Raw genomic sequence first — 24,811 nt, 5'->3', positions numbered from 1 at the left:
TTCGACCCGCCGGTAGTTACAACCTCGGGTTCGTTGCCATACACCAGTCGTACACCTCTCAACGCCTGTCCTCTTGCGAGTCCGACATGCTAACGAATGAGCAACTGGGTCGACAGCAAGCCGAACCGGCCATCTCCGCTACCAGCGCAAGTGGGCCCGCAGCAGCACTCCGTGGTCCGGCAAGCGGCCTCCGATCACGACGGAACGGAACTCTACAGAGAGAATGGAAGGAAAACGAGATCTTCCGTCGCGAGAACGCGACAGAAGTGCGACTCTACTTTGACGAGAGTTGGGCGGCCTCCACAAGGCCAACGCCGGAACTATCCCGGTCCCAACACGAGCACGCCGTTGCTGCCGCCGAAGCCGAAGCTGTTCTTCATCACCAACGGCCGCTCGAGCGGCTCCGGTTCGCCGCCCACCAGACGCACGCGGCACTCCGGGTCCGGGTTCTCCAGGTTGAGATTCGGCGGCAGCACGCCGTGTTCGATGCTGAGCAGCGCCGCGATCGCTTCGATCGCCCCGGATGCCCCGAGCGTGTGGCCGAAATAGGACTTGTTCGCCGAGACCGGGGCGTTATCCACCGCATCGCCGAGGACCGCGCGAATCGACTCGCTCTCGCACTGGTCGTTGGCGCGCGTCGCCGTGCCGTGTGCGTTCACGGCGCCGAGTTCGTCGGGGCGAGCGCCCGCCGAGGCCAGCGCATCCCGCATCGCCACCGCCTGTCCTTCGGCGCTCGGGCTGGTCAGGTGGCTGGCGTCGGAAGACTCGCCGTAGCCGACGACCTCGCCGCGGATCCGCGCACCGCGCCCGCGAGCCCGCTCCCACGACTCGACGACCAGCATGCCGGCGCCTTCGCCAAACACCGTGCCGTCACGGTCGGCGTCGAAGGGGCGGCAGGCGCGCGCGGGGTCGGGATGTCGCGACATGACGCCCAGGTTGTTCCAGATGCCGAAGTAGAACGGGTCGAAGAAGCCGTCCGCCCCGCCACAAAGCACGGTGTCCGCGTAGCCGTCGCGCACCATGCGGCAGGCCATGCCGATCGCGTTGGTCGCCGAGGTGCACGCCGAAACGACGACGTAGTTGATGCCGGTCAGCTTGAAGTGAATCGAGATTCCCGCTGAGATCGAGTTGTACATGCAGCGCGGCACCGTCGACGGACGCAGTCCCCGCACCCCGCGCTCGTGGAAACGGGCATGCCCGGTCGTGTGGCTCTCGGCCGACCCTGCGCCCGTACCGAGAATGACCGCCACAGGCTGTACTTCGTACGGCGGCGCCCCGTCGATCAGGCCAGCCTCCTCAAGTGCGTCGGCCGCGGCGACCAGACCCAGGTCGACGGCGCGGTCGGTGGGTCGGCGGCGCAGCCGCTTCAGACCGGCACGCACGACTTCGGCGTCGACCTCCGCGCCGATGCCGACCTTGAACGCCGAGGTGTCGAGCGACTGAAGCGGGCCGATGGCGCCGCGGCCGGCGACCAGGTTCGTCCAGAAGGACTCGACGTCCGCGCCGATCGCGCAGGCGACACCGAGGCCGGTGACGGCGACCCGCCTAGCCATACATCGACAAGCCGCCGTTGACGTGCAGCACCTGGCCGGTCACGTACGACGACTCGGACGACAGCAGGAAGGTGACGCAGGCGGCGACCTCAGCCGGCGTCCCCAGCCGTCCGAGCGGAACGCGGAGCCTCTGCCGCTGGTCATCGGTCAGTTCGACCGTCATGTCGGTTTCGATGAAGCCCGGCGACACCGCGTTGCAGCGGACGCCGAAGCGCGCGGCCTCCAGGGCGAGGCTGCGGGTGAGACTCACCATGCCCGCCTTCGACGCGGCGTAGTCGGCGCCCATCCAGGCCCCAGGGCCGTGGGCCGCGAGCGAAGCCATGTTCACGATGCTGCCGTTCCCGGCTTTGCGCATGACCTTGTAGGCGGCCCGCGAAGCCGCGAACGTCGCCTCCAGGTTCACGCGCTGGGTCGCGCGCCAGGAGTCGAGATCGAGACCGCGGAGCGAGACCGGGCGACCGCCGCCCGCGTTGTTGACCAGACCGTCGATCCGACCGCACCGCTCAACCACCTGGTCGACCAGGCCAGCCGCGTTGTCCGGGTCGTCGAAGTTGGCGGCGAGCGGGAAGACGTTGTCCGTGCCGAGCTCCGCGCACACCGCCTCGACCTGGGTCAGGTCGCGCCCGTGCACGGCGACCGTCGCGCCGAGCGCGGCGGCCGCCTCGGCGGTCGCACGGCCGATACCGCGGGTCGAACCGGTAACGAGGACCACTTGGCCGGAGAGGGAGGCAGTCATGGGCCGGCCGCAATCGTAGCGCCGTCGGACGCAACCGCCCGTCCTTCAGGTCAGGAGGGCGTTGCTGGTGACTTCCGGATCCGTCGTACCATCTCGTCCGGATGGCGACTCTTCTGGTGGACGGGCAGCGAGTCGAGGCCCAGGCAGGCGACAGTCTGCTCGTCGCGATGCTACGGACCGGGCTACACCCGACCGGCGGCGGATGCCTGTGCCTCGGCGGGGATTGCCCGAACTGTCTCGTGACGGTAGATGGCATCGCCTACACGCGCAGTTGCCAGGTGCGGGCATCAGCCGGCATGAAGGTGACGCGCGCCCACCTCAGGGGCGAGGAGCCGGCCCTGCTGTCCGACGAGTCGACGTCGGCCGGGAAGGCGGCGCCGGTCCATCATGTCCACTGCGACACGGTCGTCATCGGCCAGGGCGAGTCGGGACACAAGGCGGCGCGGAAGGCCAGGGAGGCGGGTCTCTCCGTCATTACCCTGGACGCCCGCGAGGGGCAGCACGTCACCGGGGTCTATCCCGGACCGCTGGTCGTCGCCTCCGACCAGGCGGGGCGCGTGCTCCACGTTCATCCGCGGCGGGAGATCGTCGTCTCCACCGGCGCCGCGGAGATCCAGCCGGTCGTTCCCGGCAGCGAGCTGGAGGGACTGGTCACCGCGCGGGCAGCCGCGAAGCTTGTCGCGGCAGGGATCGACCTGGGCCGCGCCGTCGCCGTGGGTGAGCGGCCGGCAGGTCTACCGGCCGGGATGCTCGCCAGGCACGTCCCGGTCGGCGAAGGTGGTTGGGAACTCGTCCGCTTCGACGGCGACGGTCGCATCGAGGCGGTAGTCGTTCGCCCGAACGGCGACGCCGGCGCCAGCGAAGAGCGGATCGAATGCGATACGGCGGTCCTGGGCCTCGGCCGCAACCCACGCAACGCGCTGGCCCGGATGGCCTCCGACTTCCCGGTACGCGTGATCGGCAGCGCCGCGGCCGAACCCCAACTCCCTTCCTGTCCGCGCGAGGGAACGGTATGCCCCTGCAGCGGCGTCACCGTCGCCGACCTCGACGCTGTCTGGGAGCGCGGTTTCCACGAGATGGAGCTGCTGAAACGGGCGACGCTAGCCGGCACCGGCACCTGCCAGGGCGGCGTGTGCCTGCCCTACCTGCGCAGCTTCCTCCTGGAGCGCGGCGGCCGGCTTCAGCCCGCCTTCACCGCACGGCCGCTCAACCGGCAACTGACCGTACGCGAGCTGGCCGCCGGTGCGCACACCGCCGTGACCGCCCGCTCGCCCCTCCACGACGAACACCTGAGCCTCGGCGCGAGGATGGACCGTGCCGGCGGCTGGTGGCGGCCCTGGACCTACGGCCGGGAGGAGGACGAGTACCGCTCCGTGCGCGAGCGCGTCTCGCTCGGCGACGTGAGTTCGCTCGGCAAGATGGCGATCTCGGGGCCGGACGCCGAAGCGTTCCTGGAGCGAATCGTTCCCACTAGGGTCGCGACGATCCGTCCCGGCCGCTGCCGCTACGTCCTGATGCTGGACGAACGGGCTTACCTGCTGGACGACGGGATGCTCTGCCGGGAAGCGGACCAGGGCGCCGGCGACCGCTTCTTCCTGACCTCGACCTCCGGCGGGTCCGGCTTCTTCGAGCTGTGGCTGCGCGACTGGGCCGAGGCCTTCGGCTGCGATGTCCGGATCCTGAACCAGAACGCGTCGCTGGCGGCGATCAACGTCACCGGCCCACAGGCGGCCCGACTACTGGCGCGTGCCGGCGCCCGGGAGCTTCCCGCGTTCGGCCGGCATCGCCAGGTGCGTGTCGCCGGCGTCGACTGCCGGGTCGTTCGCCTGAGCTTCACCGGCGAACTCTCCTATGAGCTCCACCATCCGGCCGCTGACGCCCGCAAGCTGTGGCGGCGGCTGCTGGCCGCGGGTGCAGATTTCCACGTCCAGCCCCACGGGCTCGAGACCCTGCTCCGCCTGCGGCTCGAGAAGGGACACATCGTCATCGGCCAGGACACGGACTACGACTCGACCCCGCGACGTCTCGCCCACGAGTGGGCGGTCAACCTGAACAAGGGCGACTTCGTTGGCCGCCGGGCCATCCTGCGAACGAACAAGCAGCCGCTCGACAAGCGGCTGGTCACGCTCCGGGCGGACGATCCGCCGCCGCTGGGAGCCGCCGCAGATCCGTCCGCCGAGGGCGCGGCGATCCATGACGGCGAGCGCTACGCCGGCTATGTGACGTCCGACGCCGGCACGACGGCAGGCGGCGCCCCGATGCTCGGCTGGCTCTATCTGGACGCCGAGGGCAACCTGCCCCGTGAGGTCACGGTGGACGGCCGAGCGGCCCGGCGCGTCGACGGCCCGACCTACGACCCGGAGGGAACACGGGCTCGAGCAGCGGTCGACCTCGCGAGCGAGTCGCCGCAGAACCTCAGTGAGTTCCCGGTTGCGCGTCCGGAGGCAACCGACCTCGCCGCCGAAGCCCCATCCGAGCCGCCGCGGCTGCGCCGGCTCGAAGCGACCCGCGTGTCGGCTACGCCCGCGGCCCTCGACACCCTGGTCGAGCGGCCGCCCTGGGGCGCCGGCGGGCTCGCCTTCCGCACCGCTCCCGACGAACTCCTGGTGACGGCGACGCCGGACTTCGAGGTCGCCGGCGACCCGCATGCGATCGTCGAACGCGAGACCGCGTTCAGCTACGTCTGGCTCGACGAAGCCACCGCCAAGCGCTTCCTCGACCGCGAGTGCGAGTGGCGTCGGCCCGAAGCGAGGCCGGCCCTCGCCCAGGGCGAGGTCGCCGGCATCCCGGCCAAGCTCTGGTTCGAGGTCGGGCGGACCCTGATCCTTGCGCCGGCCCCGTTCGCCGCCGCCTTCCTGCGCCGACTGACCGGCTCGCTCGCCGAGATCGACGGGGCCACCCCATGAACGAGTTCGTCGAGCGCCAGATGAAGCTGACCTGGCGGCCGCCGAAGAAGAGCTACGACGTCGTGATCGTCGGCGCCGGTGGACACGGGCTGGCCACCGCCTACTACCTGACGACCCGCCACGGGATCACGAACGTCGCCGTCTTCGAGCGCGGCTACATCGGCGCCGGCAACTCGGGACGGAACACGACGATCATCCGCGCCAACTACGGCATCCCGGCCGCCGTCCGTTTCTACCAGCGGAGCGTCGACCTCTATCGGGGCCTGGAAGAGGAAACGGACCGCTGGCTCATGCATCAGGCCAAGGGGCTTCTGTGGATGGCCCACTCGGAAGCCGCCGTGCGGGCCGAGCGGATGCGGGCGAAGCTGAACACCGAGTTCGGCGCCGAAACCGAGTTCGTCGGGCCACGGCAGGTCCAGGAGCTCTGCCCGCAGCTCGACATCGAGGGCGGAGGCCGCTGGCCGGTGCTGGGCGCCTCCTACCACCCACAGGGGGCCACCGCCCGCCACGACCGCGTGGTCTGGGCGCTCGCCGAAGGCGCGATGGAGCGCGGCGCCCATGTTCACCAGAACACGCCGGTGGAAGGTCTGATCCTCGACGGCGAGCGCGTCACCGGCGTCAAGACCCCGCACGGCGATGTCGCCGCCGGCGCCGTCGTCTCGGCGGTCGGCGGCCACGTCAGCCGCATCGCGGCCATGGCGGGTCTCCGGCTGCCCATCCGCACCCACCGCCTGCAGGCCTTCGTCACGAACCACTACCGGCAGCAGTTCGGGCCGATCGTCGCCTCTTCCGAGCTCTTCTTCTACGCCTCGCAAACCGCCCGCGGCGAGATGCTGCTGGGCGCCGAGATCGACCCGCAACCCAGCTTCTCCTACCGCTCGAGCCACGACTTCGTCCAGGACGTGTGCCGGCGCTCGCTCAGCCTGCTGCCCTTCATGGCGAACCTGCGGGTGCTTCGGCAGTGGACCGGCGTCTGCGACATGAGCCCCGACTACTCGCCGATCATGGGGCAAACCGGCGTGCCCGGCTTCTTCATCACGACCGGCTGGGGCACCTGGGGCTTCAAGGCGATCCCGGCCGGCGGCGAGCAGATGGCCGAACTCATCGCGACCGGCGCCCTACCCGAGCTGATCGCGCCGTTCGGGCTCGATCGCTTCGCCCGCGACCGCACGATGGCGGACCGCGGGTCGGCGGGGACGCATTAGCCATGAGCCTGCGCATCCCCTGCCCCAACTGTGGAGGCCGCGCCGTGCACGAGTTCGTCCACGGTGAGATCCGGCGAGTACCGGACCACCTGACCGACCCGGACGAGCGCGATCTGGACTTCGCCTTCCACCACGACAACGAGGAAGGCGTCGTCGCCGAGCGCTGGTTTCATGCCCACGGTTGCCGGCGCTGGATCGAGATCCGGCGCGACACGACGACCGACCGGATTCTCGAAGCGGAAGAATCCTGACCGGCCAGCCAGTTTCCAGCTACAATCCGCAGCACAGTCCGCAACCAGAACCCGGAGGACGCCGCACATGGCACGACGCACTCTCATTCTCACGACCCTGCTCGCCTTCGCGGCCGCCGGCGCCATCGTCGCGTCCGACGACATTCCACGGCGACACGACGGCAAGCCCGATCTCTCCGGCACCTACGACATCGCCACCCTGACGCCGCTGCAGCGGCCCGAGCAGTACGGCGACAACCTGACCCTGACCCCGGAACAGGCGCAGGCGATCGCCGACCACTGGCGGAAGAACTTCGAGAAGGACTACGCGCCGAGCGACCCGAATCGCGAGGCGCCGCCGGAGGGAGGTACCGGCATCTACGCGCCCGAGTTCACGGGCGCCGCGGGCAAGGTCGGCGGCTACAACGCCTTCTACGTCGACATCGGCGACGGCAACTTCCAGCTCGATGGCGAGTACCGCACGTCAATCATCACCGAGCCCGCGAACGGCCGGATGCCGGCGCTCACCGACGGCGCCAGGAAGCGGTTCGCCGAGTCGGCGCTCTTCCGCCACGAGAACACCGGCACCGCCTGGTGGATCGACCGCGAGTTCGGCCCGTACGACGATCCGGAGCTTCGCCCGCACGCCGAGCGCTGCCTGCTGGGCTTCGGCTCCACCGCCGGACCGCCGGCGCTGCCCGTCATGTACAACAACATGAAGCGGATCGTGCAGACCGACACCCACCTGATGATCCTGGTCGAGATGAACCATGACGCGCGGATCATCCCCATCGACTCAGCGCACGACGACAACGTCGAGAGCTGGCTCGGCGAGTCGGTGGGCCGCTGGGAAGACGACACCCTGGTCGTGACGACGAAGAACTTCGGCGACGACTACAGCTTCACCCAGGGCTCGAAGGAGATGGTGATCACCGAGCGCTTCAGCCGCATCGACGAGGACACTCTGCTCTACGGCTTCACCGTCGACGACCCGAACACCTGGACCGAGCCCTGGAGCGGCGAGTACCCGTGGCCCGCCAGCGCGAACAAGGTCTTCGAGTACGCCTGTCACGAAGGCAACTACGCCCTTGGCGGCATCCTCCGCGGCGCCCGGCTGCTCGAGGAGGAAGCCCTCGAAGGCGACGCCGCCTCCACCGGCGGCGGAGGCTCCGAGTAGCGCCGCCGGCTGGTATGGTCGGCCGCTCAACTCCCTGGAGGACAACCCATGCGCCGCACCCTGTTCGTTCTGCTGATCGTCGGTCTTCTGGCCGTGACTGCCGCCGCAGCCGATAACCACGGGCCCAGGGTCGAAGACCTGGCCTGGATGACCGGGACATGGAGCGGCCCGGCGCTGGAAGAGAACTGGGCCATACCCAAGAACGGCTCGATGGTGGCCCGGGTCCGCGGCTTCTCGCCCGACGGCACGACGAACATGATCGAGCTGATCTCGATCGAGGAAGAGAACGACTCCCTGGTGCTGCGCCTCAAGCAGTGGGACCCCGGCATGAAGCCGCGCTACGACGGCTTCCTGGTAATGAAGGTCGTCGAGTCGAAGGACCGGATGATCAGCTTCGAGAACACGGGCGAAGGAGCAGCAGTTCTGGCCAAGCTCAGCTACAGCCGCCCCGCCGACGACAAGTTCGTCATCTCGGTCGAGACGCCCACCGGCCAGACGTTCGAGATCCCGCTCGACGCCGTCAAGTAGCCCCGGCCCGGTGGCTTCGAACCGGTTCGGAATCGCGGCGTCCGTTGTCCTTCTGGTCGCGGGCGCCGAACTGCTTGTGGGCGGCGGGTTCGCCACCGCCCAGGACCGGCCGGCCAGCCCGGCGGGCGCTGCCGCGACCCAGATCGGCGGCACCTTCGATCCCCGCTCCGGCTACGTCAACGGCGGCTGGATCGAAGTCAGGTACGGGCGCCCGCTGCGCCGCGGTCGGGACATCTTCGGGCCGCCCGACTTCATCGCCTTCCTGAACGACGGCGCGCCGGTGTGGCGCGCGGGCGCGAACCTCACGACCCGGCTGATCACGGAGCTGCCGCTGGTCATCGACGGGACCCGCCTCGAGCCGGGCGAGTACACGATGTTCATCCAGCTCGGCCCGGAGCGGTGGATCCTGATCATCTCGAAGTGGCCGGCGCAGGAGCGATACGACTACCACGACCGGGAAGCGCTGTTCGGCGCCTACGGCTACACCCCGGACAAGGACATGCTGCGCACCGACATGACGCTCCAGCCGCTGCCCATGTCCTTCGAGCAGTTGTCCTGGCAGTTCCTCGACGTGACCCCGGAAGGCGGCCGCCTGGCGATCCTCTGGGACCGGCAGATGGCATCCGTCCCGTTCCGAATCGCCCCGCCCATGACCGGAGAAGTCGATGAGTGAATCCGAAGCAACCGCCGACCGAATCCGCGGCCAGTGCCTGTGCGGCGCCGTCGAATTCGAAGTCGACGTCCCCGAGCGCACCTACAGCGTCTGCCATTGCGGCCTGTGCCGCCGCTGGTCCGGCGGCCCGCTGATGTCCGTCCACTGCCCCGAGCCCGACACCGAGTGGCTGAACAACGAGGGCCTGACCTGGTACCAGGGAACGCCCTGGGCTCAGCGCGGGTTCTGCTCCAGGTGTGGATCGAGCCTGTTCTGGCGGCTGGCTGAGCAGCCCGAAGGCATGCTGATCGTCAGCGTCGACGCGCTCGACGACGGCGGCGAGTTCGCGCTCGACCGTCACATCTACAGCGACGCCAAGCCCGACCGCTATGACTTCGCCGACGACCGGCCGCGGGTCACGGAGGCGGAGCTGATGAAGGAGCTGGGGCTGTAGCGGGGAGCGGGTCGGGACCTACTCGAAGTCGGCCAGCCGCAGGGCCGCGGCACGAACACTCCCGTCGCGCCAAGCGAAGACCAGCCGGTCGCCGCTGCGCACGAGCTTGGGAACGCCGATGGCGCTGCGACCCGGCGGCGCCGGGGCGACGGTGAGCGCCCGCCCCGTGCTGCCGTCGCGGCCAACCCGGCGAACTCGCAGATCACTGGAGCCACCCTGCCGGCGCTCCACCCAACTGACCGCCGCGCTGCCGTCCTCGAGCATCGCGACACCGGCCCAACCCCGCGGTGAACCGCCGTCGACGCGGATCGGGGCTCCGAAGCGCTGTTTCGTCCGGTCCCAGAAAGCCGCCAGTACTCTCGACTCGCCGCCGGCGGCGGTGAACCAGGCCACCGCTGGCCCGAGCCCGCCGGACGCGACCGCGGGTCCGTTCGTCGGGCAGCCCCGGATGAGCCAGCCGTCGCGGTGGACGAGCTCTGGATCCGTCCATCGCTCTCCTTCGAGAAGGGCGTACGAGATGTCCCGGTACTCGCCGGAGCGGCGGTCGCGGAAGGCCACGAAGACTCCCGCCGCATCCGCCGCCATCGCGGTCGTGCAGCAACTGCACACGTCGGCATCCACCACCCGGTCGCCAAGCAGGTCGCCGGCGGCATCGAACCGGGCCGAGCGGAGGGTCATCCGCGGCTCCACCTCGCCGTGTTCCACCGCTCCATTCCTGTCCGGCGACACCTCGCCGACCCCTTCGACCTCCGCTTCGTCGGGGACCGACGACAAGTAGGCCACGTCGAAGCCGCCGGCGACCGCGGCGTATGCGACGAAGCCCGCGTAGCCGTCTTTGCCCTCTCCCCGAGCTTCGAACGCCGGCCGCCATGAGGCGCCCCGGTCGTCCGAGAACACCAGCCGGATGCCGTAGCCGTAGTCGCCCTGCCGGTCCTCGTCGTGAACCAGCCAGTGCGCTGCCAGCCGGTCGCCGCCGAGCGGCGCCACCGCCGAATGATCGATCCAGTTGACGAACCAGTCTTCCCCCGACGCAACCGTCGCGGCGGCACCCCACTCGTCGCCGCGCAGTTCAGCGAACCGCAGAACGTGGCCGCCGTCCTCCCCGCGTTCGACCCAGCTCAGGAAGACAGCACCGTCGCCGCCGGCGGCCAGGGAGTAGCTGCGGCTCCCCTCGGCAGCCGGGGAATCGAGGCGCCGGACTTCCGCTGCCGCGCCGGCGGCGAGGACGATCGCAACGAGCGCGATGGGCAGAGCGAGACGGTTCACGCAGTATCCAACCGAAGCGGCCTCAGGAGGCCGCGAGCAGTCCGGAGGCCCTAATGCCAGGTCACTGCCATCGCGAAGAAGTGGTCGAAGACTTCGCGGTTGGGGTGGTTCGCGTCGTTGTTCTCGGGGCTGCGGATGTAGAAGTCCAACTGCTGGGCGGCAGGGTTCACAGCCCCGGCAGGTCCCTCGGTCGGCTCGAGCTGAACCTGCAGCGTCTCGCGGTCGCGCATCCCCTGGGTGACCATGAAGTGGATCTGGTAGTCGCTGTACAGCTCCTCGCCGTCGAGCGTCGCCCGGCCGTAGCCCCAACCCGCGACATAGAGCAGGCTCTTGGGCCAGTTCGAGTCGCCGCAACCCGCGTCGCCGTGCTCGAACAGGTAGGCCGCGATGCCGCCGTCCTGGCACTCCGAGAACTCGTGGAACCGGTCGAGTTCCACGACGTAATCCCCCTCCGGAAGCTGCAGCTCGGCGCGGAACGTACCGGTATTCGCGATCTCGTCGACATCGATCGTGATCTCGCCGCCCACCGGGGCGACGTTGCTGGCATCGTCGCCCATGTGGTCCCAGGGCGATTCGTCGTCCAGACTTCCCACCTGGTGGACGTTCGTGCCGGTGATCACGAACCGGCCGTCGTACAGTTCGTGCTGCTCCGGCTCGTAGAGCCCCATCCCGGTGCCCGGCTGATTCCGGGCGGTGACCGGCGCGGCCTCCGCTTCGACCGGTTCCGCCTCGGGTGCGGCACAACCGGCCAGAAGCACCGCCAGCAGGCTCCCAGCCGCTCCGACAACACAGGTCCAGGACCGCCGCATCGTCATGGTCAACTACCTCCCGCGGTCACTATAGCTCCCACGGTCGGCCGGGCGCCGGTAGAATCCCTCCCGTGCTGGACGTGCTTCCCGACATCGACCGCTGGCACGGCGCCGGGCTGAAGGTTGCCGTCGCCACCGTGATCCGCACCGTCGGCTCCTCGCCGCGGCCGCTCGGTTCGAAGATGGCCGTCTCCGAAGCCGGCGGGATCGCCGGTTCGGTGAGCGGCGGCTGCATCGAAGGCGCCGTCTTCGAGGAGGCGCAGTCGGTCCTCGCGGACGGCCGGCCGAAGCGGCTCCGCTACGGCATCTCCGACGAGCAGGCGTGGGCCGTGGGGCTCACCTGCGGCGGCGAGGTCGAGGTGCTGGTCGAACGCATCGGCGGCTGAGGCCCGAGGCTCGCCCCCAAATGGGTTTCGAGTCCCTCCGCCAGTCCCTGCTCGCGGGCGAGCGGGTCGTCGCGTTCACTCGCGCCGATGCCCAGCTCGGTGCTCGCCTGCTCGTGTGGCCGGACGATGGGAGGTCCGAAGGCACGCTCACCGACCCCGAGCTCGACCAGGCAGCCGCCGCCCTCACCACCACCGGCCCCCTTCCCGCAACGGGTCTTCGCGAGATCGCAGGCGCTGAGGTCTTCATCGAGACCTTCGAGCCGTTGCCGCAGTTGTTCATCGTCGGCGCGGTCCACGTCGCGATCCACCTCGTCCACTTCGCGCGCCGGCTCGGGTTCCGCACGGTGGTCGTCGACGCGCGTTCCGCCTTCGCCACCGCCGAGCGCTTCCCCCACGCGGACGAACTCGTCGTCGAGTGGCCGGCCGACTACCTGTCGCGCCTGCCGCTGCACGGGAATACCTTCTGCGTCTTCCTGACCCACGACGAGAAGCTCGACAACCCGGCGCTCCAGGTCGTCCTCGAAGCCGGTGTTCGGTACGTCGGCGCTCTCGGTTCCAGGCGAACTCACGGCAAACGAGTCACGGCGCTCCGTGAAGCCGGCCTGTCGGCCGAACTGATCGATCGCATCCACGCGCCGATCGGCCTCGACCTCGGCGGCCGCAAGCCCGAGGAGATCGCCCTCGCCATCGCCGCCGAGCTGGTCGCGGTCCGAAACGGCAGCGCGGCCTCGGGCCAATGACCGGCTCGGTTTGCGGCGTCGTGCTCGCCGCCGGGCTCTCCACGCGGTTCGAGGCCCAGGCCGATCCGGGCAAGCCGAAGCAGCTCTACCGCATCGACGGCGAGACGCTCGTCCGGCGCGTCTGCCGAGTGGCACTCGCCTCCCACCTGGCGGAGCTCATCCTGGTTACCGGCCACGCCCAGCGGCGGATAGCTGCCGAGGTCGCCGACCTCGACCTGCGGGTCGTCCACAACCCGCGCTACGAAGACGGCCAGAGCGGGTCGGTCCGCCGGGGACTGACAGCGGTCCCGGCTGCCGCCGACGGCGCGATGTTCCTCGCCGTTGACCAGCCGGGGCTCGACACCGCCGTGATCGACCGGCTGCTCGACGCGTTCCGCGGTCACGCCTCGATCGTCGTGCCGACCTTCCGTGGCCACCGCGGCGCGCCCGTCACCTTCGGGCGCCTCTGGTTCCCCCGCCTCGAGAGCCTGCGCGGCGACCACGGCGCCCGACCGCTGCTCGCCTCCCTGGCCGAGCACATCCAGGAAGTGGAACTCGATTCACCGGCGCCGCTCGAGGATGTCGATACGGAAGCCGAAGCTCGTTCGTGGACCCGGGAGGCGGCGCGGCCATGAACACCGGGCTCGACCGCCCTTTGCGGCTCGTGCCTCAGGTCCGCCACTACGACTGGGGAACCCGGGACTTCATCCCGCGCCTCTGCGGGCGCGAGCCCGGCGACCTGCCCGAAGCGGAACTGTGGTTCGGCGCGCATCCTGACGCACCGGCGGGCGTCGTCCTGGAGTCGGACCCAGAGGCAACACGGGCATCCCGCCCGCATCGAGACTCGATTCCCCTCAACCGGCTGATCGCCGAGCACCGCGTCGAGGTCCTCGGTTCGGGTTCGACCGGCACCGAACTCTCCTTCCTGACCAAGATCCTCTCCGCGGCCCGGCCGCTGTCCATCCAGGCCCACCCCAGCCGCGAGCAGGCCGTTCGCGGTTTCGCCGCGGAAACCGGTACGCGTCCGGTCACCTCCGGGGACCGCAACTACCGGGATCCGAACCCCAAGCCGGAGCTGCTCTACGCCCTGACGCCGTTCTCCGCTCTGTCCGGCTTCCGCCCCGCCGCCGAAGCCACCCAGCTTCTGTCCGCCCTCGGCCTCGAACGACTCAGGCCGAGTATCCACCGGCTCGAATCGGAAGGCACCGCCGGCTACCGCCCGCTGCTCGAACAGCTCCACCGGCACACCGGGACCGATCTTGCCGCCGCCACCGTCCACGCGGCCCGCCGCGCCTCAACCACGGACGACCCGAACTGTCGTGAGGCCATGCGCTGGGTCGTCCGCATCGCCGCCCACCACTCGGACGACCCCCTGGTCATCGCGCCCCTCTTCCTGCGTCTGATTCGCCTCGACCCCGGTGAGGCCCTGTTCACCGGAGCCGGCGTCCCCCACAGCTACCTGGAAGGCTCCGCCGTCGAAGTCATGGCGAACTCCGACAACGTGCTCCGCCTCGGCCTGACCTCGAAGCATGTCGATGCCGCAGAACTCCTCGACATCCTGGTCTACGAGGCCGCTGAGGCACCCCTGATCGAGCCCCTTGTCGACGAAGAGCCCTGGGGCACGCAGTTCCGCTTCCAGCCGCCGGTCGACGATTTTCGGCTGGACGTTCTGCATCTCGTCGACGAGGGCGAAGCGCCCCTCGGTCCCGACGGCCGTGCCCGGATCGTTCTGGCGCTCGAAGGAGCGGTCGAGGTCCGGTACACCTCTGGCTCAAAGAACCTACGGCCCGGCCAAGCTCTCTTCCTGCCCGCCGCTGCCACAGCCGTCACCGCGACTCGTCGGGGAACGCTCGCCATGACGACGTCGAACAACTGAACCCCCAGAACTCTCGCCCTGACGATGTCGAACCACTGGGCCCAGCTGGTCCTCTTTCGGGCTCGCCGCTTCGCGGCATCGCGCCTGATGCGGACCAGGACCCGGGTGGCGTGATCCGCGCCACCCGTGAACCAGTCCGTGGGCCCGTCCGCGGGCGCACGGATGACAGGTCCGCGCACCCAGAGAGCGACCCCGGCGCGGCGGGGTTCTCTACATGCGGATGTCATGACGCCGCTGCGAGCGGCGCAGGTCGGTGCACTGCATCAGGGCACCGACCTCCTGCCCCAAGACGGGCGGGTGCGTCCGACGCCCCTGCGTCCGACGCCCTGCGTCCGACACCCCCGGCGTCCGACGTCCCTGCTTCCGACGCCGCAGGCTCAATCGCAGGTAGCGAACGCCGCCGTGTCCGTGACCGGCTTGAACAGCGTTCCGGCCTCGCTGATGTAGGTCTTCGACTCGTCGGCCTCGACGTCTGCGACCTCGACTTCGACGCGTACGTCGGTCAGACCGCCAATGAAGACCCAGTACGCGCCGTCGCCGATCGCGCAGCCGTTCAGCACCTTGATCACGACTTCGACGTTGTTCTCGCTGAAGAACCAGAAGTACCCGGTGTCGCCGGTGAGTTCCACGGCCTGACCCTCGCCTGAGTCGTCCTCGGTCTCCCAGCCGACCGCTACGCGGAATCGGTCGTCGTTCAGGCACAGGGTGGTGGTGCTGGCGACACAGGGTTGCGCGCTCGAATCGCTTCCTTCCGCGGTCCCGGTTCCCGATAGTGCGGCCAGAAGGGCAAACAACAGCACGGCCCGAAGACAGGCGCCATGCCACGAACGTGGCTGACCGGGAAGATCCCGCATGGCCGAGTTCCTCAGTCCGCCGATGCCTTCCTCGCGCGCCGTTCGTCGCCGCGGCGACGCCGCATCTGGAACGCGACCCCGACCACGATCAGCACCGCGACGGCGGCGTGCGCCGGCAGTCCGTCCAGCCCCACGGCCCCCACGATGAGCAGCGCGCCGATGAACGACGAAACGACGATCAGCGCCGTCTCGAAGACCTGGCGCAGGAGCCAGGCTCCCAGCAGCGCCGCGGCGGCGGTCACCACCCACCAGAGCACCTCCACCTTCAGACCGTAGAAGCCCGACGCCCACAACGCGGCGCCGGCGCCCAGCATCGCGCCCGCTACGGCCACGGCGACCTTGCGCACGACGAACGCGAGCAGCGCACTGACGACTCCGATGCCCACCGAGACCATCAGGCGCATGTCGCTCGGAAGCGTCGCCACGTCGGAGAGCAGGCCGTAGCTGACGAAGAAGCCGAGCAACCCCAGCAACGCGGTGTAGAGCTGCCGGCCCAGCAAGAGCAGGAGCAATCCAGCCACGACCCAAAGCCAGGGCGGTCCGAGAGCGCCCTCGGCGCCGAAGCGGCCGAAACTCACTCCTTCACTCCACAAGCCGATGTTCATCGTTCGAGTTCCGTGACGATCCAGCGAAGCGCCTCCTCACGCGGCTCGTCCCTCCCGGCCAGAAGCCCCTCGCGGGTCAGTGGAACCGGGGACTCGGGCTGGACCGGCCTGCCCTCGATCCGTTCACCACTGGGGCGGATGAAGTCCGCGATCGCATGCATCAGCAGGTCGCCGTTCGGCATCTCCTCGATCACCGACGGAAGCGCCGCCGCCGCACTCGGCTCGCCGAACAGTCGCACTCGACCATGGTCCTTCAGCCCAGCAGCGAAGATCTCGCTGGTACTGGCGCTACCGCCATCGATCAGCACCGCCACCGGACCTGTGAACCTCTCGATCTTCAGGTTCGAGTTGCTGGAGACCCGGCGCGGGAACACCATCAGGTTCAGGTCGGTGTTCCGATTCTTCATCCTCCCCAGCGCAGCCTGCTCCTCCAGCAGGTAACTGGCGACGCCCACCGCGGTACCGGCGACGCCACCCGGATTCCCGCGCAGATCGATCAGCACGCCATCAACCTGCGGCGAACCTTCCGCGGGTTCGCTGTAGAGAGCCGCCTCGAACGCGTCCACGACGGGCATCAGCCAGACGTTGAAGCGCACCGCCAGAATCCGGCCGGCGGCGGTTTCGAACGCTTCGGATTCGAACAGGTAGCGCATCGGCGGCAGGTTGCCGAAGCCGATCTCGACCGCGTCGGGATGGTGGGCCCGCTCGAACTCGAGCGTGGACCGATCACCCGCGGCATCCGCGAACTCCACCGTCACAGAATCGCCCGCGTCTCCGTACAGCAGGCCTTCGACCGCCCGCAACCGCACCATGTCCGCAACCCGCGTATCGAGGGCATCCAGTCCGAGACAACGGGTAAGCGCGGCCAGATCCTGCTCCTCTACCCGCACAACCTCCAGGCCGGTGACAAGCCCCTGACGATCCGCCGGCGATCCAGCCTCGACCCGGCTGACCACAGGCATCGAGTCGATGAACCGGACATCGAACCCCGGTCCCGCGTCCGCCGCGGCGGAGCCGCCGTCGCCGGACACGGACCGCATCAACGCCCCGGTGCAGGTGCCCGCCCCATCCGCGCGCGATCCACTCCTCATCGATCCGGGCCCCGGCAGCACGCCGAAGTGGGACTGGCCCAACCTCGAGAGCATGATCTGCAGCACGCGGCGCACTTCGGCTGCGTCGGCCGCATCCCGCGCGCGGGGCCGCAACTCCTCGCGTACCGCATCCCAGTCCACGCCAGGCGCTTCAAAGTCCCAGAACGTGTCGGCGATCTTCTCCCAGGCGAAGTCGAACGTCTCCAGGTTCAGAGCAGCCGTCTCGGAAGGAGGCGAGGCATCCTGCGCCCAGGCGGCAGCCGCGAGAACCAAACCGCAGACCGCGAACGCCGCCCCTCGCCGCACGTCTTCGCCGTTCCGCATTCTCCGAGAATGACACAGGCGCATCGCACTTCCCGATCCTGCTACCGTCACCTCGACCGTGCGAATCCTGTACGTTCTTCGTCACGCCAAGTCGGACTGGAGCGCAACCTACGGCATCGACCACGATCGGCCCCTGAACCCGCGCGGCATCGCGGCCGCGAAGACGATGGGCCGTCTGCTCGCCGAACGGATGGCGTTGCCCGACCGGATCCTCTGCTCGTCCGCCGTTCGTACCCGGCAGACGATCGAGTTGGCGGTGGCGGCCGGCAACTGGAACCGGACGGCCATCCTGGAGCCTGAGCTCTACCTGGCCTCGCCCGGATCGGCGATCGATCTCCTGCGCGAGCAGGCAGACGACGCGATGTCCGTCCTTCTCGTCGGCCACCAACCGACGTGCGGCGAACTCGTGCGCCGGCTGACCGGTGACGATCCGCCCCGCTTCGTCACCGCGGCCCTTGCCTGCGTCCATCTCGACATCGACTCGTGGAGCGAGATCGAGCCCTACCGCGGCAGGCTGGCCTGGTTCTCGACGCCAAAGCGGGCAGGCAAGTAGCCGGCTACGACACGAGCGTCGCCATCACTGGTGCGTGGTCGGAGGCGATCAGCCCCTCCTTCTTCTTGCGATAGTCGCGGTCGGTCTCCACCTGCTCCACTCGCTCCAGGACTCTCCGGGTCGCCAGCAGGAAGTCGATCCGCAACCCCAGGTTGCGATGGAAGGCGCCGAAGCGGTAGTCCCACCACGAGAACTTGACCGTGTCGGGATGAAGTTCCCGGTAGAGGTCGAACAAGCCGAGGTCGAGCAGGCCCTGGAACCGATCCCGCTCCGCTTCCGTGTGGTGGATGCCGCCAGCCAGGCGGTCCTCGTCGTGGGTGTCCAGACGGGTCGGCGCGATATTGAAGTCGCCGCAGAGAACCGCCGGCTCGTCCGCGCGGACCGAACCGCCGAAGTAGTCCCGAAGCGAGTCGAACCACGCCAGCTTCCGCGGATAGTCCAGGTGGTCGATGTCCTTGCCGTTGGGGCAGTACACGGTCGTGAAGTCGAGGCCCGCGGTCTTTACCCGCAATAGCCGCGCGCCGGCCTCTTCTTCGCCCGGGAGCCCTGACTGGACTTCCTCGATCGGGTGCCGCGAGAGGACGGCGACGCCGTTCCACGCCTTCTGGCCGCACACCGCGGCGTCGTAACCGAGGTCCTGGAGTCCCTCGATCGGGACGTTGTCGGCGGTCGCCTTGAGTTCCTGGAGGCCGACGACATCGGGCTGCCGCGCCTTGAGCCAGTGAACGATGAAGTCGAAGCGTGCGCCCAGGCCGTTGATGTTCCAGGTGGCGATCAGCAAGCCGCTAGCTCCAGCCGCAGGTGCGACCCTCGTTCTGGTCCTTGAGCCAGTCGGCGAGCGGCGCGAAGTAGTCGAGGATGGCCGTCGCGTCCATCTCGCGGCTGCCGCCGATCGCCTCAAGCGCGTCCGGCCACGGGCGGCTGAGTCCCATCGCCATCATGTCGCGCAGCCGGCTGCCGGCCACTTCGTTGCCGTAGATCGAGCAACGGTGAAGCGGTCCCTCGTAGCCCATCGCCGCGCATAGGTCGCGGTGGAACTGGAACTGGAGGATGTGGGCCAGGAAGTAGCGCGTGTACGGCGTGTTGCCCGGCACGTGGTACTTGGCGCCGGGGTCGAAGTCCTCCTCCGTTCGCGCCGATGGAGCGGTCACCCCCTGGTACTGCTCGCGCAACCGCCACCAGGCCGCGTTGTACTCCTCCGGCGGCGTCTCGCCGGAGAACACGCCCCAGCGCCAGCGGTCGACTAGCAGGCCGAAGGGCAGGAAGGCGATCTTGTCCAGCGCCATCCGCATGAGCAGGGAGAGGTCGGCCTCAGCCGGCGGTTCCTCGTCAAGTAGACCGATGTCGACGAGGTAACCCGGCGTGACGGACAGGGAGATCGTGTCGCCCAGCGCCTCGTGGAACCCGTCGTTCGCGCTGTCGCGGAACAGGGGCGGCAGTTCCCGGTAGCCGAGCTGGTAGTAGGTGTGGCCCAGTTCGTGGTGAATCGTCGAGAAGTCCTCGGCGTTGATCTGGATGCACATCTTGATCCGGACGTCTTCGTCCAGGTCGAGCTGCCAGGCGCTCGCATGACAGACGACGTCGCGGTCCCGCGGCCGGAGGAACTGGGAGCGCCGCCAGAAAGTGTCGGGGAGTGCCTCCATCCCGAGCGAGGTGAAGAAGCCCTCGGCGATCTCGACCATCTCGCGCTCCGACGTCTGCCGCCCCTGGAGGATCTCCGTCAGGTCGTATCCGGGATCGGCGGCCTCCGGCGCGGCGAGGTCGAACACGTTGGACCATGTCTGCGCCCACATGTTGCCCAGCACGTGAGCCGGGATCGGGCCCTCGGGATCCACGACGCCCGGACCGTACTCCTCCGCGAGCTCGGCGCGGACGTGGCAGTGCAGGTCGTCGTAGAGCGGCTTGACCTGCTCCCAGAGACGATCCGTCTCCGCGGCGAAGTCGTCGGGCGCCATGTCGTAGCCCGACCGCCACATCGCGCCCGTGTCGTCGTAGCCGAGGCCCCGAGCACCCTCGTTCGAGAGCTCGACGAAGCGCTGGTAGTCCGCCTTCATCGGCGGCGAGATCGTCCGCCAGCCCTCCCAGGCGTCGAGCAGCGCGCCGGCGTCCCGGCTGTTGTCGATCACGTCCTCCAGGTCGTCGAGCGTCCGGCAGGAGTCCGGCCCGCTCGGACAGTGCCGGCCAGCGCCGTAGGCCGCTTCCATCCTGGTCGTGATCTGACTCAGTTCCTCGATCTTCACCTCGTCGGCCGGCGCGGCTATCGTCAGCCCTCCCCGCAGCAGGTTGAGCTTGCGCGCCACCTCGTCCGCCTCCGACGCAGCGTCGTAGGTCGCCGCCTCCTGCGCGAAGTCGATCGCGCGGGTCAGCGCCTCCGCTCCGGCACGGGCGGCCAGGGCGTTCGTGTCCTCGTTGATGTACGTCGACTGCACCCAGGACGCGCGGCTGCCGTCGTAGTAGTGCTCGAGAATCGTCTCCTCGGCCGCCGCCGTGAACTCGGCCGCGGACGGCCGCGCTTCGCCCGCGCAGCCGGCAAACGGGACGGCAGCAGCAGCGGCCAGAGGCAGGTAGACGGTGCGGAGTCGAGTTTGAAGCGAAGTCAGCGACATGGCGAGTCCTCCCCAGCGGTTCCAGGCATCAAACAGCGGGACCGCGTCTCGACTCTATTCCAGGGTCCGGGCCGGCACCCCGCACTTCGGCTCCGTAGAATCCTTGTCCGATGGCCCCAATCGTCATCGGCACCAGGGCAACGCCACTGGCGCGGATTCAGGCCGACCTGGTCGCCCGGCGGCTCGCAGAACTTGGCGTGGACACGGCGGTCCGAGCCATGTCTTCCCAGGGCGACCGCAGCCTCGGGGGCAGCTTCGCCCAGGCCAAGGGCGTGTTCACCGGCGAGCTGGCCGCGGCCCTGCGCGACGGCTCGGTTGACCTTGTCGTTCACTCGCTCAAGGACCTTCCGGTCGAGGACGAGCCCGACCTGGTGATCGCGGCGGTGCCGGAGCGGGAGCGGCCGTTCGATCTGCTCCTGTTCGCGCCCGGCCGGGAAACCGCTCGAGAAGGAAGAGTGAGCGACGCGGCATCGGTACAGAGGCCCCGGAAGCCGGCCAGAAGGCCGGCGCACCGACTCGCGACACTGCTCGACGCCGGCGAGGACGCTCCCGGCCGGAGCGTCGCCGCGGCCGCCGACGCCTTCGCGCCGCTGCCCTCGGGCGCGCGCCTGGGCACGTCGTCCCCACGGCGTCAGGCTGGCGCGCTGGCGATCCGGCCTGACCTCGTCTGCTGCGCGGTCCGCGGCTCCGTCGGCCGCCGGCTCGAGTGGCTGCTGAGCGGTGCGATCGACGCCCTGCTGGCGGCGGAGGCGGGCGTCTTGCGCCTGGCGCGAAGCGGCGAACTCGACGCGGCCGCCGCCGCCATCCGTGGCTACCGCCTCGACCTTCGCTCCTGGCCCTGCGCTCCCGGACAGGGCGCCCTGGCGGTGCAGATCCTGCGCGGAGGCCGGCTGGACGGACACCCCGCAATGGCCGCGCTCGACGACCCCGCGAGCCGCGCCGCGGCCTTCGCCGAGCGCTCCCTACTCGGTCGGCTCGGCGGCGGCTGTCTGCGACCGTTCGGCGCCTGGGCGGACGCGCGCCCCACCGGCCCGGGAGCGCCGGTGCTGGACGAGGTCCATGCCTTGATTGCGGCGGACGATTGGCGCGAACGCGCGGGTACCGGCGAACCGCCGGAAACCGTCCATGCCAAGGCCTCGGTAGAGGACGGCGAGGTCGATCTCGATGCCCTGGCTGGGCGGATCGAACGGGATCTCGCCGGCGCGGTCAGTGTCGAGCTTCCACGAGGCCAGACGGGCGCCGGCATGCCGGACCTCATTGTGACTTCGGGTTCCACGACCGTTCGCCGCCTCACCAGGAGGCTCGGCCCTGCCGTCCGGGTGGCGGCTCTGCCGGCGACCGCGGTCGAGATCCTCGACACGCCCTGGCCGGCCGACCGCATCGACCTGAACCGGCCCCGCCGCCAGTGGCCGTGGCTGCTCGTCTCCTCGCCGACCGCCGCGCGCGTCACAGCAAAGCGCGCCCTGCGCGAACCTGCCTGGGGCCGGCTGCCGTGGTGCGCGCTCGGCGAAGGCACCGCCCGCGCGCTGCTCGCGGCCGGTGTGCCGCCGAACCTGGCCGCGCGGGCCTCAGGCGGCAGAGGTTTCGCTCGCTACGCGGCCAGAGTGCTCGACCCGCGTTGCCCGCTGTTCGTGCCGCACTCCGCCCGCGGCGGAGCGCCGCTCGTCGAAGAGCTCGAGGCGGCGGGCCGCCAGGTCACGGCCTGGGAGGCCTACACCGTGCATCCGAACGACGATCTCGACTGGCCCCAAGCTTGGCAAGCGGCCCATGCCCGCGTACTCTTCACCGCTCCATCGGCGGTTTCCGCCTTTGTAGCCTCCGGCCTGGACTGGCCGGGAAGCTGCTGGGCGATCGGAGCCGCCACAGCCGCGGCGCTCCGCAGCGCCGGAGCCGGCAACGTGAAGTGCGCACAGGAACCGACCGCCGCCGGCATCGAACGCCTGTGGCTCGACGAAGTGGGCGCCATGAATCGCGACCCGAGGGAAAGTGGATGAGCGCCGCACGAAGCAGCGAGGATCTCTGGGCGGAGGCGCAGCGCCACCTCGTCGGCGGCGTCAACAGCCCGGTGCGCGCCTACCGGGCGGTCGGCGGCACGCCTCCCTTCATCGCCGAAGCCGAAGGAGCGGTCATGCGCTCGGTCGACGGGAGGAGCTACGTCGACTTCGTTGGCTCCTTCGGGCCCCTGGTGCTGGGACACAGCCATCCCGCGGTCGTCGAGGCAGTGCGGGAAGCCGCCGCCCGCGGGACCTCCTTCGCCGCGCCGCACGAAGGAGAGGTCGACCTGGCGCGGATGGTCAAGGAACTCGTCCCCGACATCGAGAAGATCCGGTTCGTCAACTCCGGCACCGAGGCCACCCAATCGGCGATCCGGCTCGCCCGAGGCTGCACCGGCCGCGACCTCGTGCTGAAGTTCGAGGGGTGCTATCACGGCCACGTCGACGCGCTGCTCGTCGAGGCTGGAAGCGGACTCGCCACGTTCGGGATTGCATCGAGTGCCGGCATCCCGGCGGCGACCGCCCGCGACACGATCGTGCTTCCACTCGACGACGAGGACGCGCTGGACGAGGCCTTCCGCCGTCACGGCGGCAAACTCGCGGCCGCGATCATCGAGCCTCTGCCCGCGAACAACGGCCTGCTGGTGCAGCGCCCCGAATTCCTGAAGCGGCTCCGCCGCCGATGCACCGAACATGGAGCGCTGCTGATTCTCGACGAGGTGCTGAGCGGCTTTCGGGTACCCGGGATCACGGTCGGCGCACAACTCGGCATCGAGCCTGATCTCTGGACCCTCGGAAAGGTGATCGGGGGCGGCCTGCCGGTCGGCGCGTACGGCGGTCCGGCACGGCTGATGGATCAGCTCTCGCCCCTGGGGCCGGTCTACCAGGCGGGGACCCTGTCCGGGAATCCGCTCGCGGTCGCCGCCGGACTCGCCACCCTGCGCGAACTCACGGCAAACGACGGCTGGAACCGGATGGAGGCCTTGGGAGCGCGCCTCGAAGGCGAAGTCGGCCCGGTGCTCGCATCGAGCGGCCACCCCTACCGGACGGTTCGCTGCGGTTCGATCTTCTGGCTCGCCTACGGAGATGGCGAACTGCCGCGACGGGTCGACCGCCTCCACCCGAACACGGCGGAGATCTTCGGCCTGCTTCACCGGGGGCTGCTCGAGCGCGGCTTCATGCTGGCCCCGTCGGCCTACGAAGTCGGCTTCCTGTCCCTCGCCCACGACGAGGACGCGCTCGCTGGTTTCGCGACGGCCGTGGGCGAAGCCCTGGCGGAGATCCCGGCACCGTGACTCCCGCACCAGTTGCCGACGCCGGCCAAACGACGGCGGCCGGGGACGCGCAGGGCGACGCCGGCGCGGTCGCCTCGTACCTTCTCGGGCTCCAGGATCGCATCTGCGCCGCCCTGGTCGAGATCGACGGCACCCCGTTCGACGCCCGCGAGCTGACGAACGAGCGGGGTGGGTGCGCTCGGCCCAGAGTGCTCACCGACGGCCCAGTGATCGAGAAGGCCGCCGTGAACTTCAGCCGTTCGCGCGGCGACTCCCTGCCCCTCGCCGCGACCGAGCGACGGCCGGAACTGGCGGGACGTTCCTTCGAGGCGACCTCGGTCTCGTTGATCGTCCATCCCCGCAACCCGTACGCGCCGACCAGTCACGCGAACATTCGCTTCTTCATCGCCCATCCGCCAGCCGGAGCGGCCCAGGCGGACGAGGAAGGCTGGTGGTTCGGGGGCGGCTTCGATCTGACCCCGTACTACGGCTTCGAGGAAGACGCCGTTCATTGGCACCGTACCGCCGCCGAGGCCTGCGCGCCGTATGGCCGTGATCTCTACGGCAGCTACAAGGCGGCCTGCGACGACTACTTCTATCTCCCCCACCGGCAGGAGATGCGCGGCGTGGGCGGTCTCTTCTTCGACGATCTGAACCGGCTCGAGCTCCCGCCGGACCTCGACCGCTTCGAACGCTGCTTCGCCTTCGCCCGCAGCATCGGCGATCACTTCCTGCCCGCTTACCTGCCGATCCTGAAGCGTCGCAAGGATCTTCCGTACGGAGAACGCGAGCGCGATTTCCAGCTCTACCGAAGAGGACGCTACGTGGAGTTCAACCTGGTCTACGACCGCGGCACACGCTACGGACTCCAGGCGAGGGCCCGCACCGAGTCCATCCTTGCGTCGCTGCCGCCGCTCGCCGCCTGGCGCTACGACCACGAACCCGAGCACGGCACACCGGAGGCGCGTCTCGTCTCCGACTTCCTGGTCCGTCGCGACTGGATCTGACGCGGA

General features: G+C 69.6%; 24 protein-coding genes. 15 read left to right on the top strand and 9 right to left on the bottom strand.

Going from position 1 to position 24,811, the window contains the following annotated elements; all coding sequences use genetic code 11:
• Positions 1 to 320 precede the first annotated feature (320 nt).
• Complete coding sequence (locus tag OXG83_13945) at positions 321 to 1,553, bottom strand: beta-ketoacyl-[acyl-carrier-protein] synthase family protein (GenBank protein ID MCY3966133.1); 1,233 nt, start codon at positions 1,551 to 1,553, stop codon at positions 321 to 323.
• Complete coding sequence (locus OXG83_13940) at positions 1,546 to 2,289, bottom strand: SDR family NAD(P)-dependent oxidoreductase (GenBank protein MCY3966132.1); 744 nt, start codon at positions 2,287 to 2,289, stop codon at positions 1,546 to 1,548. Before OXG83_13940 ends, OXG83_13945 begins: the two co-directional genes overlap by 8 nt.
• Positions 2,290 to 2,390: 101 nt before the next feature.
• Between OXG83_13940 and OXG83_13935 the strand changes: the two genes are divergently transcribed.
• From OXG83_13935 to OXG83_13905, 7 genes are all read left to right on the top strand, one after another.
• Positions 2,391 to 5,195 (top strand): 2Fe-2S iron-sulfur cluster-binding protein, encoded by a 2,805-nt coding sequence (locus OXG83_13935; GenBank protein MCY3966131.1) that lies wholly within the window; start codon positions 2,391 to 2,393, stop codon positions 5,193 to 5,195.
• Complete coding sequence (locus OXG83_13930) at positions 5,192 to 6,400, top strand: FAD-dependent oxidoreductase (protein MCY3966130.1); 1,209 nt, start codon at positions 5,192 to 5,194, stop codon at positions 6,398 to 6,400. Before OXG83_13935 ends, OXG83_13930 begins: the two co-directional genes overlap by 4 nt.
• Positions 6,401 to 6,402: 2 nt before the next feature.
• Complete coding sequence (locus OXG83_13925) at positions 6,403 to 6,651, top strand: sarcosine oxidase subunit delta (GenBank protein MCY3966129.1); 249 nt, start codon at positions 6,403 to 6,405, stop codon at positions 6,649 to 6,651.
• A gap of 67 nt (positions 6,652 to 6,718) precedes the next feature.
• Positions 6,719 to 7,807, top strand: a complete 1,089-nt coding sequence (locus OXG83_13920) for a hypothetical protein (GenBank protein MCY3966128.1) — start codon at positions 6,719 to 6,721, stop codon at positions 7,805 to 7,807.
• Between the two features lie 48 nt (positions 7,808 to 7,855).
• Positions 7,856 to 8,335, top strand: a complete 480-nt coding sequence (locus tag OXG83_13915; GenBank protein MCY3966127.1) for a DUF6265 family protein — start codon at positions 7,856 to 7,858, stop codon at positions 8,333 to 8,335.
• A gap of 10 nt (positions 8,336 to 8,345) precedes the next feature.
• The gene (locus OXG83_13910) at positions 8,346 to 9,008 is read left to right on the top strand and encodes a DUF2911 domain-containing protein (protein ID MCY3966126.1); all 663 of its coding nucleotides are present in this window, start codon (positions 8,346 to 8,348) and stop codon (positions 9,006 to 9,008) included.
• On the top strand, positions 9,001 to 9,441 hold the full coding sequence (locus tag OXG83_13905) for a GFA family protein (protein MCY3966125.1): 441 nt from the start codon (positions 9,001 to 9,003) through the stop codon (positions 9,439 to 9,441). Before OXG83_13910 ends, OXG83_13905 begins: the two co-directional genes overlap by 8 nt.
• A gap of 18 nt (positions 9,442 to 9,459) precedes the next feature.
• Here OXG83_13905 and OXG83_13900 read toward each other — a convergent pair whose 3' ends face one another.
• Positions 9,460 to 10,707, bottom strand: a complete 1,248-nt coding sequence (locus tag OXG83_13900; GenBank protein MCY3966124.1) for a hypothetical protein — start codon at positions 10,705 to 10,707, stop codon at positions 9,460 to 9,462.
• A gap of 50 nt (positions 10,708 to 10,757) precedes the next feature.
• The gene (locus tag OXG83_13895) at positions 10,758 to 11,522 is read right to left on the bottom strand and encodes a hypothetical protein (protein ID MCY3966123.1); all 765 of its coding nucleotides are present in this window, start codon (positions 11,520 to 11,522) and stop codon (positions 10,758 to 10,760) included.
• 65 nt (positions 11,523 to 11,587) lie between these two features.
• Here OXG83_13895 and OXG83_13890 point away from each other — a divergent pair, with 65 nt between their 5' ends.
• Genes OXG83_13890 through manA form a run of 4 tightly spaced genes read left to right on the top strand, consistent with a single transcriptional unit; the run spans position 11,588 to position 14,497 of the window.
• Positions 11,588 to 11,902, top strand: coding sequence for an XdhC family protein (locus tag OXG83_13890; GenBank protein ID MCY3966122.1), 315 nt, complete (start codon positions 11,588 to 11,590; stop codon positions 11,900 to 11,902).
• A gap of 20 nt (positions 11,903 to 11,922) precedes the next feature.
• Positions 11,923 to 12,642 (top strand): XdhC family protein, encoded by a 720-nt coding sequence (locus tag OXG83_13885; GenBank protein ID MCY3966121.1) that lies wholly within the window; start codon positions 11,923 to 11,925, stop codon positions 12,640 to 12,642.
• Positions 12,639 to 13,256 (top strand): nucleotidyltransferase family protein, encoded by a 618-nt coding sequence (locus tag OXG83_13880; GenBank protein ID MCY3966120.1) that lies wholly within the window; start codon positions 12,639 to 12,641, stop codon positions 13,254 to 13,256. Before OXG83_13885 ends, OXG83_13880 begins: the two co-directional genes overlap by 4 nt.
• Positions 13,253 to 14,497 (top strand): mannose-6-phosphate isomerase, class I, encoded by a 1,245-nt coding sequence (gene manA, locus OXG83_13875; protein ID MCY3966119.1) that lies wholly within the window; start codon positions 13,253 to 13,255, stop codon positions 14,495 to 14,497. Before OXG83_13880 ends, manA begins: the two co-directional genes overlap by 4 nt.
• A gap of 377 nt (positions 14,498 to 14,874) precedes the next feature.
• Here manA and OXG83_13870 read toward each other — a convergent pair whose 3' ends face one another.
• The 3 genes from OXG83_13870 to OXG83_13860 are packed head-to-tail and all read right to left on the bottom strand — an operon-like array spanning position 14,875 to position 17,371.
• Positions 14,875 to 15,351: a hypothetical protein gene (locus OXG83_13870; GenBank protein ID MCY3966118.1), complete on the bottom strand. Its 477-nt coding sequence runs from the start codon at positions 15,349 to 15,351 to the stop codon at positions 14,875 to 14,877.
• A gap of 11 nt (positions 15,352 to 15,362) precedes the next feature.
• Positions 15,363 to 15,956, bottom strand: coding sequence for a hypothetical protein (locus OXG83_13865; protein ID MCY3966117.1), 594 nt, complete (start codon positions 15,954 to 15,956; stop codon positions 15,363 to 15,365).
• Positions 15,953 to 17,371 carry a S41 family peptidase gene (locus OXG83_13860; GenBank protein MCY3966116.1) on the bottom strand — a complete coding sequence of 473 codons (1,419 nt, stop codon included), beginning with the start codon at positions 17,369 to 17,371 and terminating at the stop codon, positions 15,953 to 15,955. Before OXG83_13860 ends, OXG83_13865 begins: the two co-directional genes overlap by 4 nt.
• Positions 17,372 to 17,429: 58 nt before the next feature.
• On the opposite strand from OXG83_13860, the gene OXG83_13855 reads away from it, so the two are divergent.
• Positions 17,430 to 17,924, top strand: coding sequence for a histidine phosphatase family protein (locus tag OXG83_13855; protein ID MCY3966115.1), 495 nt, complete (start codon positions 17,430 to 17,432; stop codon positions 17,922 to 17,924).
• 4 nt (positions 17,925 to 17,928) lie between these two features.
• Here OXG83_13855 and OXG83_13850 read toward each other — a convergent pair whose 3' ends face one another.
• Positions 17,929 to 18,705, bottom strand: coding sequence for an exodeoxyribonuclease III (locus OXG83_13850; GenBank protein ID MCY3966114.1), 777 nt, complete (start codon positions 18,703 to 18,705; stop codon positions 17,929 to 17,931).
• A gap of 4 nt (positions 18,706 to 18,709) precedes the next feature.
• Positions 18,710 to 20,530 carry a M2 family metallopeptidase gene (locus OXG83_13845; protein MCY3966113.1) on the bottom strand — a complete coding sequence of 607 codons (1,821 nt, stop codon included), beginning with the start codon at positions 20,528 to 20,530 and terminating at the stop codon, positions 18,710 to 18,712.
• Positions 20,531 to 20,640: 110 nt separating this feature from the next.
• Between OXG83_13845 and OXG83_13840 the strand changes: the two genes are divergently transcribed.
• From OXG83_13840 to hemF, 3 genes are read left to right on the top strand one after another with little or no spacing between them, the layout of a single operon-like run.
• Positions 20,641 to 22,524 carry a uroporphyrinogen-III synthase gene (locus tag OXG83_13840; GenBank protein ID MCY3966112.1) on the top strand — a complete coding sequence of 628 codons (1,884 nt, stop codon included), beginning with the start codon at positions 20,641 to 20,643 and terminating at the stop codon, positions 22,522 to 22,524.
• The gene (locus OXG83_13835; GenBank protein MCY3966111.1) at positions 22,521 to 23,819 is read left to right on the top strand and encodes a glutamate-1-semialdehyde 2,1-aminomutase; all 1,299 of its coding nucleotides are present in this window, start codon (positions 22,521 to 22,523) and stop codon (positions 23,817 to 23,819) included. The genes OXG83_13840 and OXG83_13835 overlap by 4 nt, the downstream gene beginning before the upstream one ends.
• Positions 23,816 to 24,805: an oxygen-dependent coproporphyrinogen oxidase gene (hemF, locus tag OXG83_13830; GenBank protein ID MCY3966110.1), complete on the top strand. Its 990-nt coding sequence runs from the start codon at positions 23,816 to 23,818 to the stop codon at positions 24,803 to 24,805. The genes OXG83_13835 and hemF overlap by 4 nt, the downstream gene beginning before the upstream one ends.
• Positions 24,806 to 24,811 lie beyond the last annotated feature (6 nt).

Source organism: Acidobacteriota bacterium (assembly GCA_026707545.1).
Taxonomy (GTDB): Bacteria; Acidobacteriota; Thermoanaerobaculia; order Multivoradales; family Multivoraceae; genus Multivorans.
Note: the sequence above shows the minus strand (reverse complement) of the source record. Positions and strands in the feature narration are given on the sequence as shown.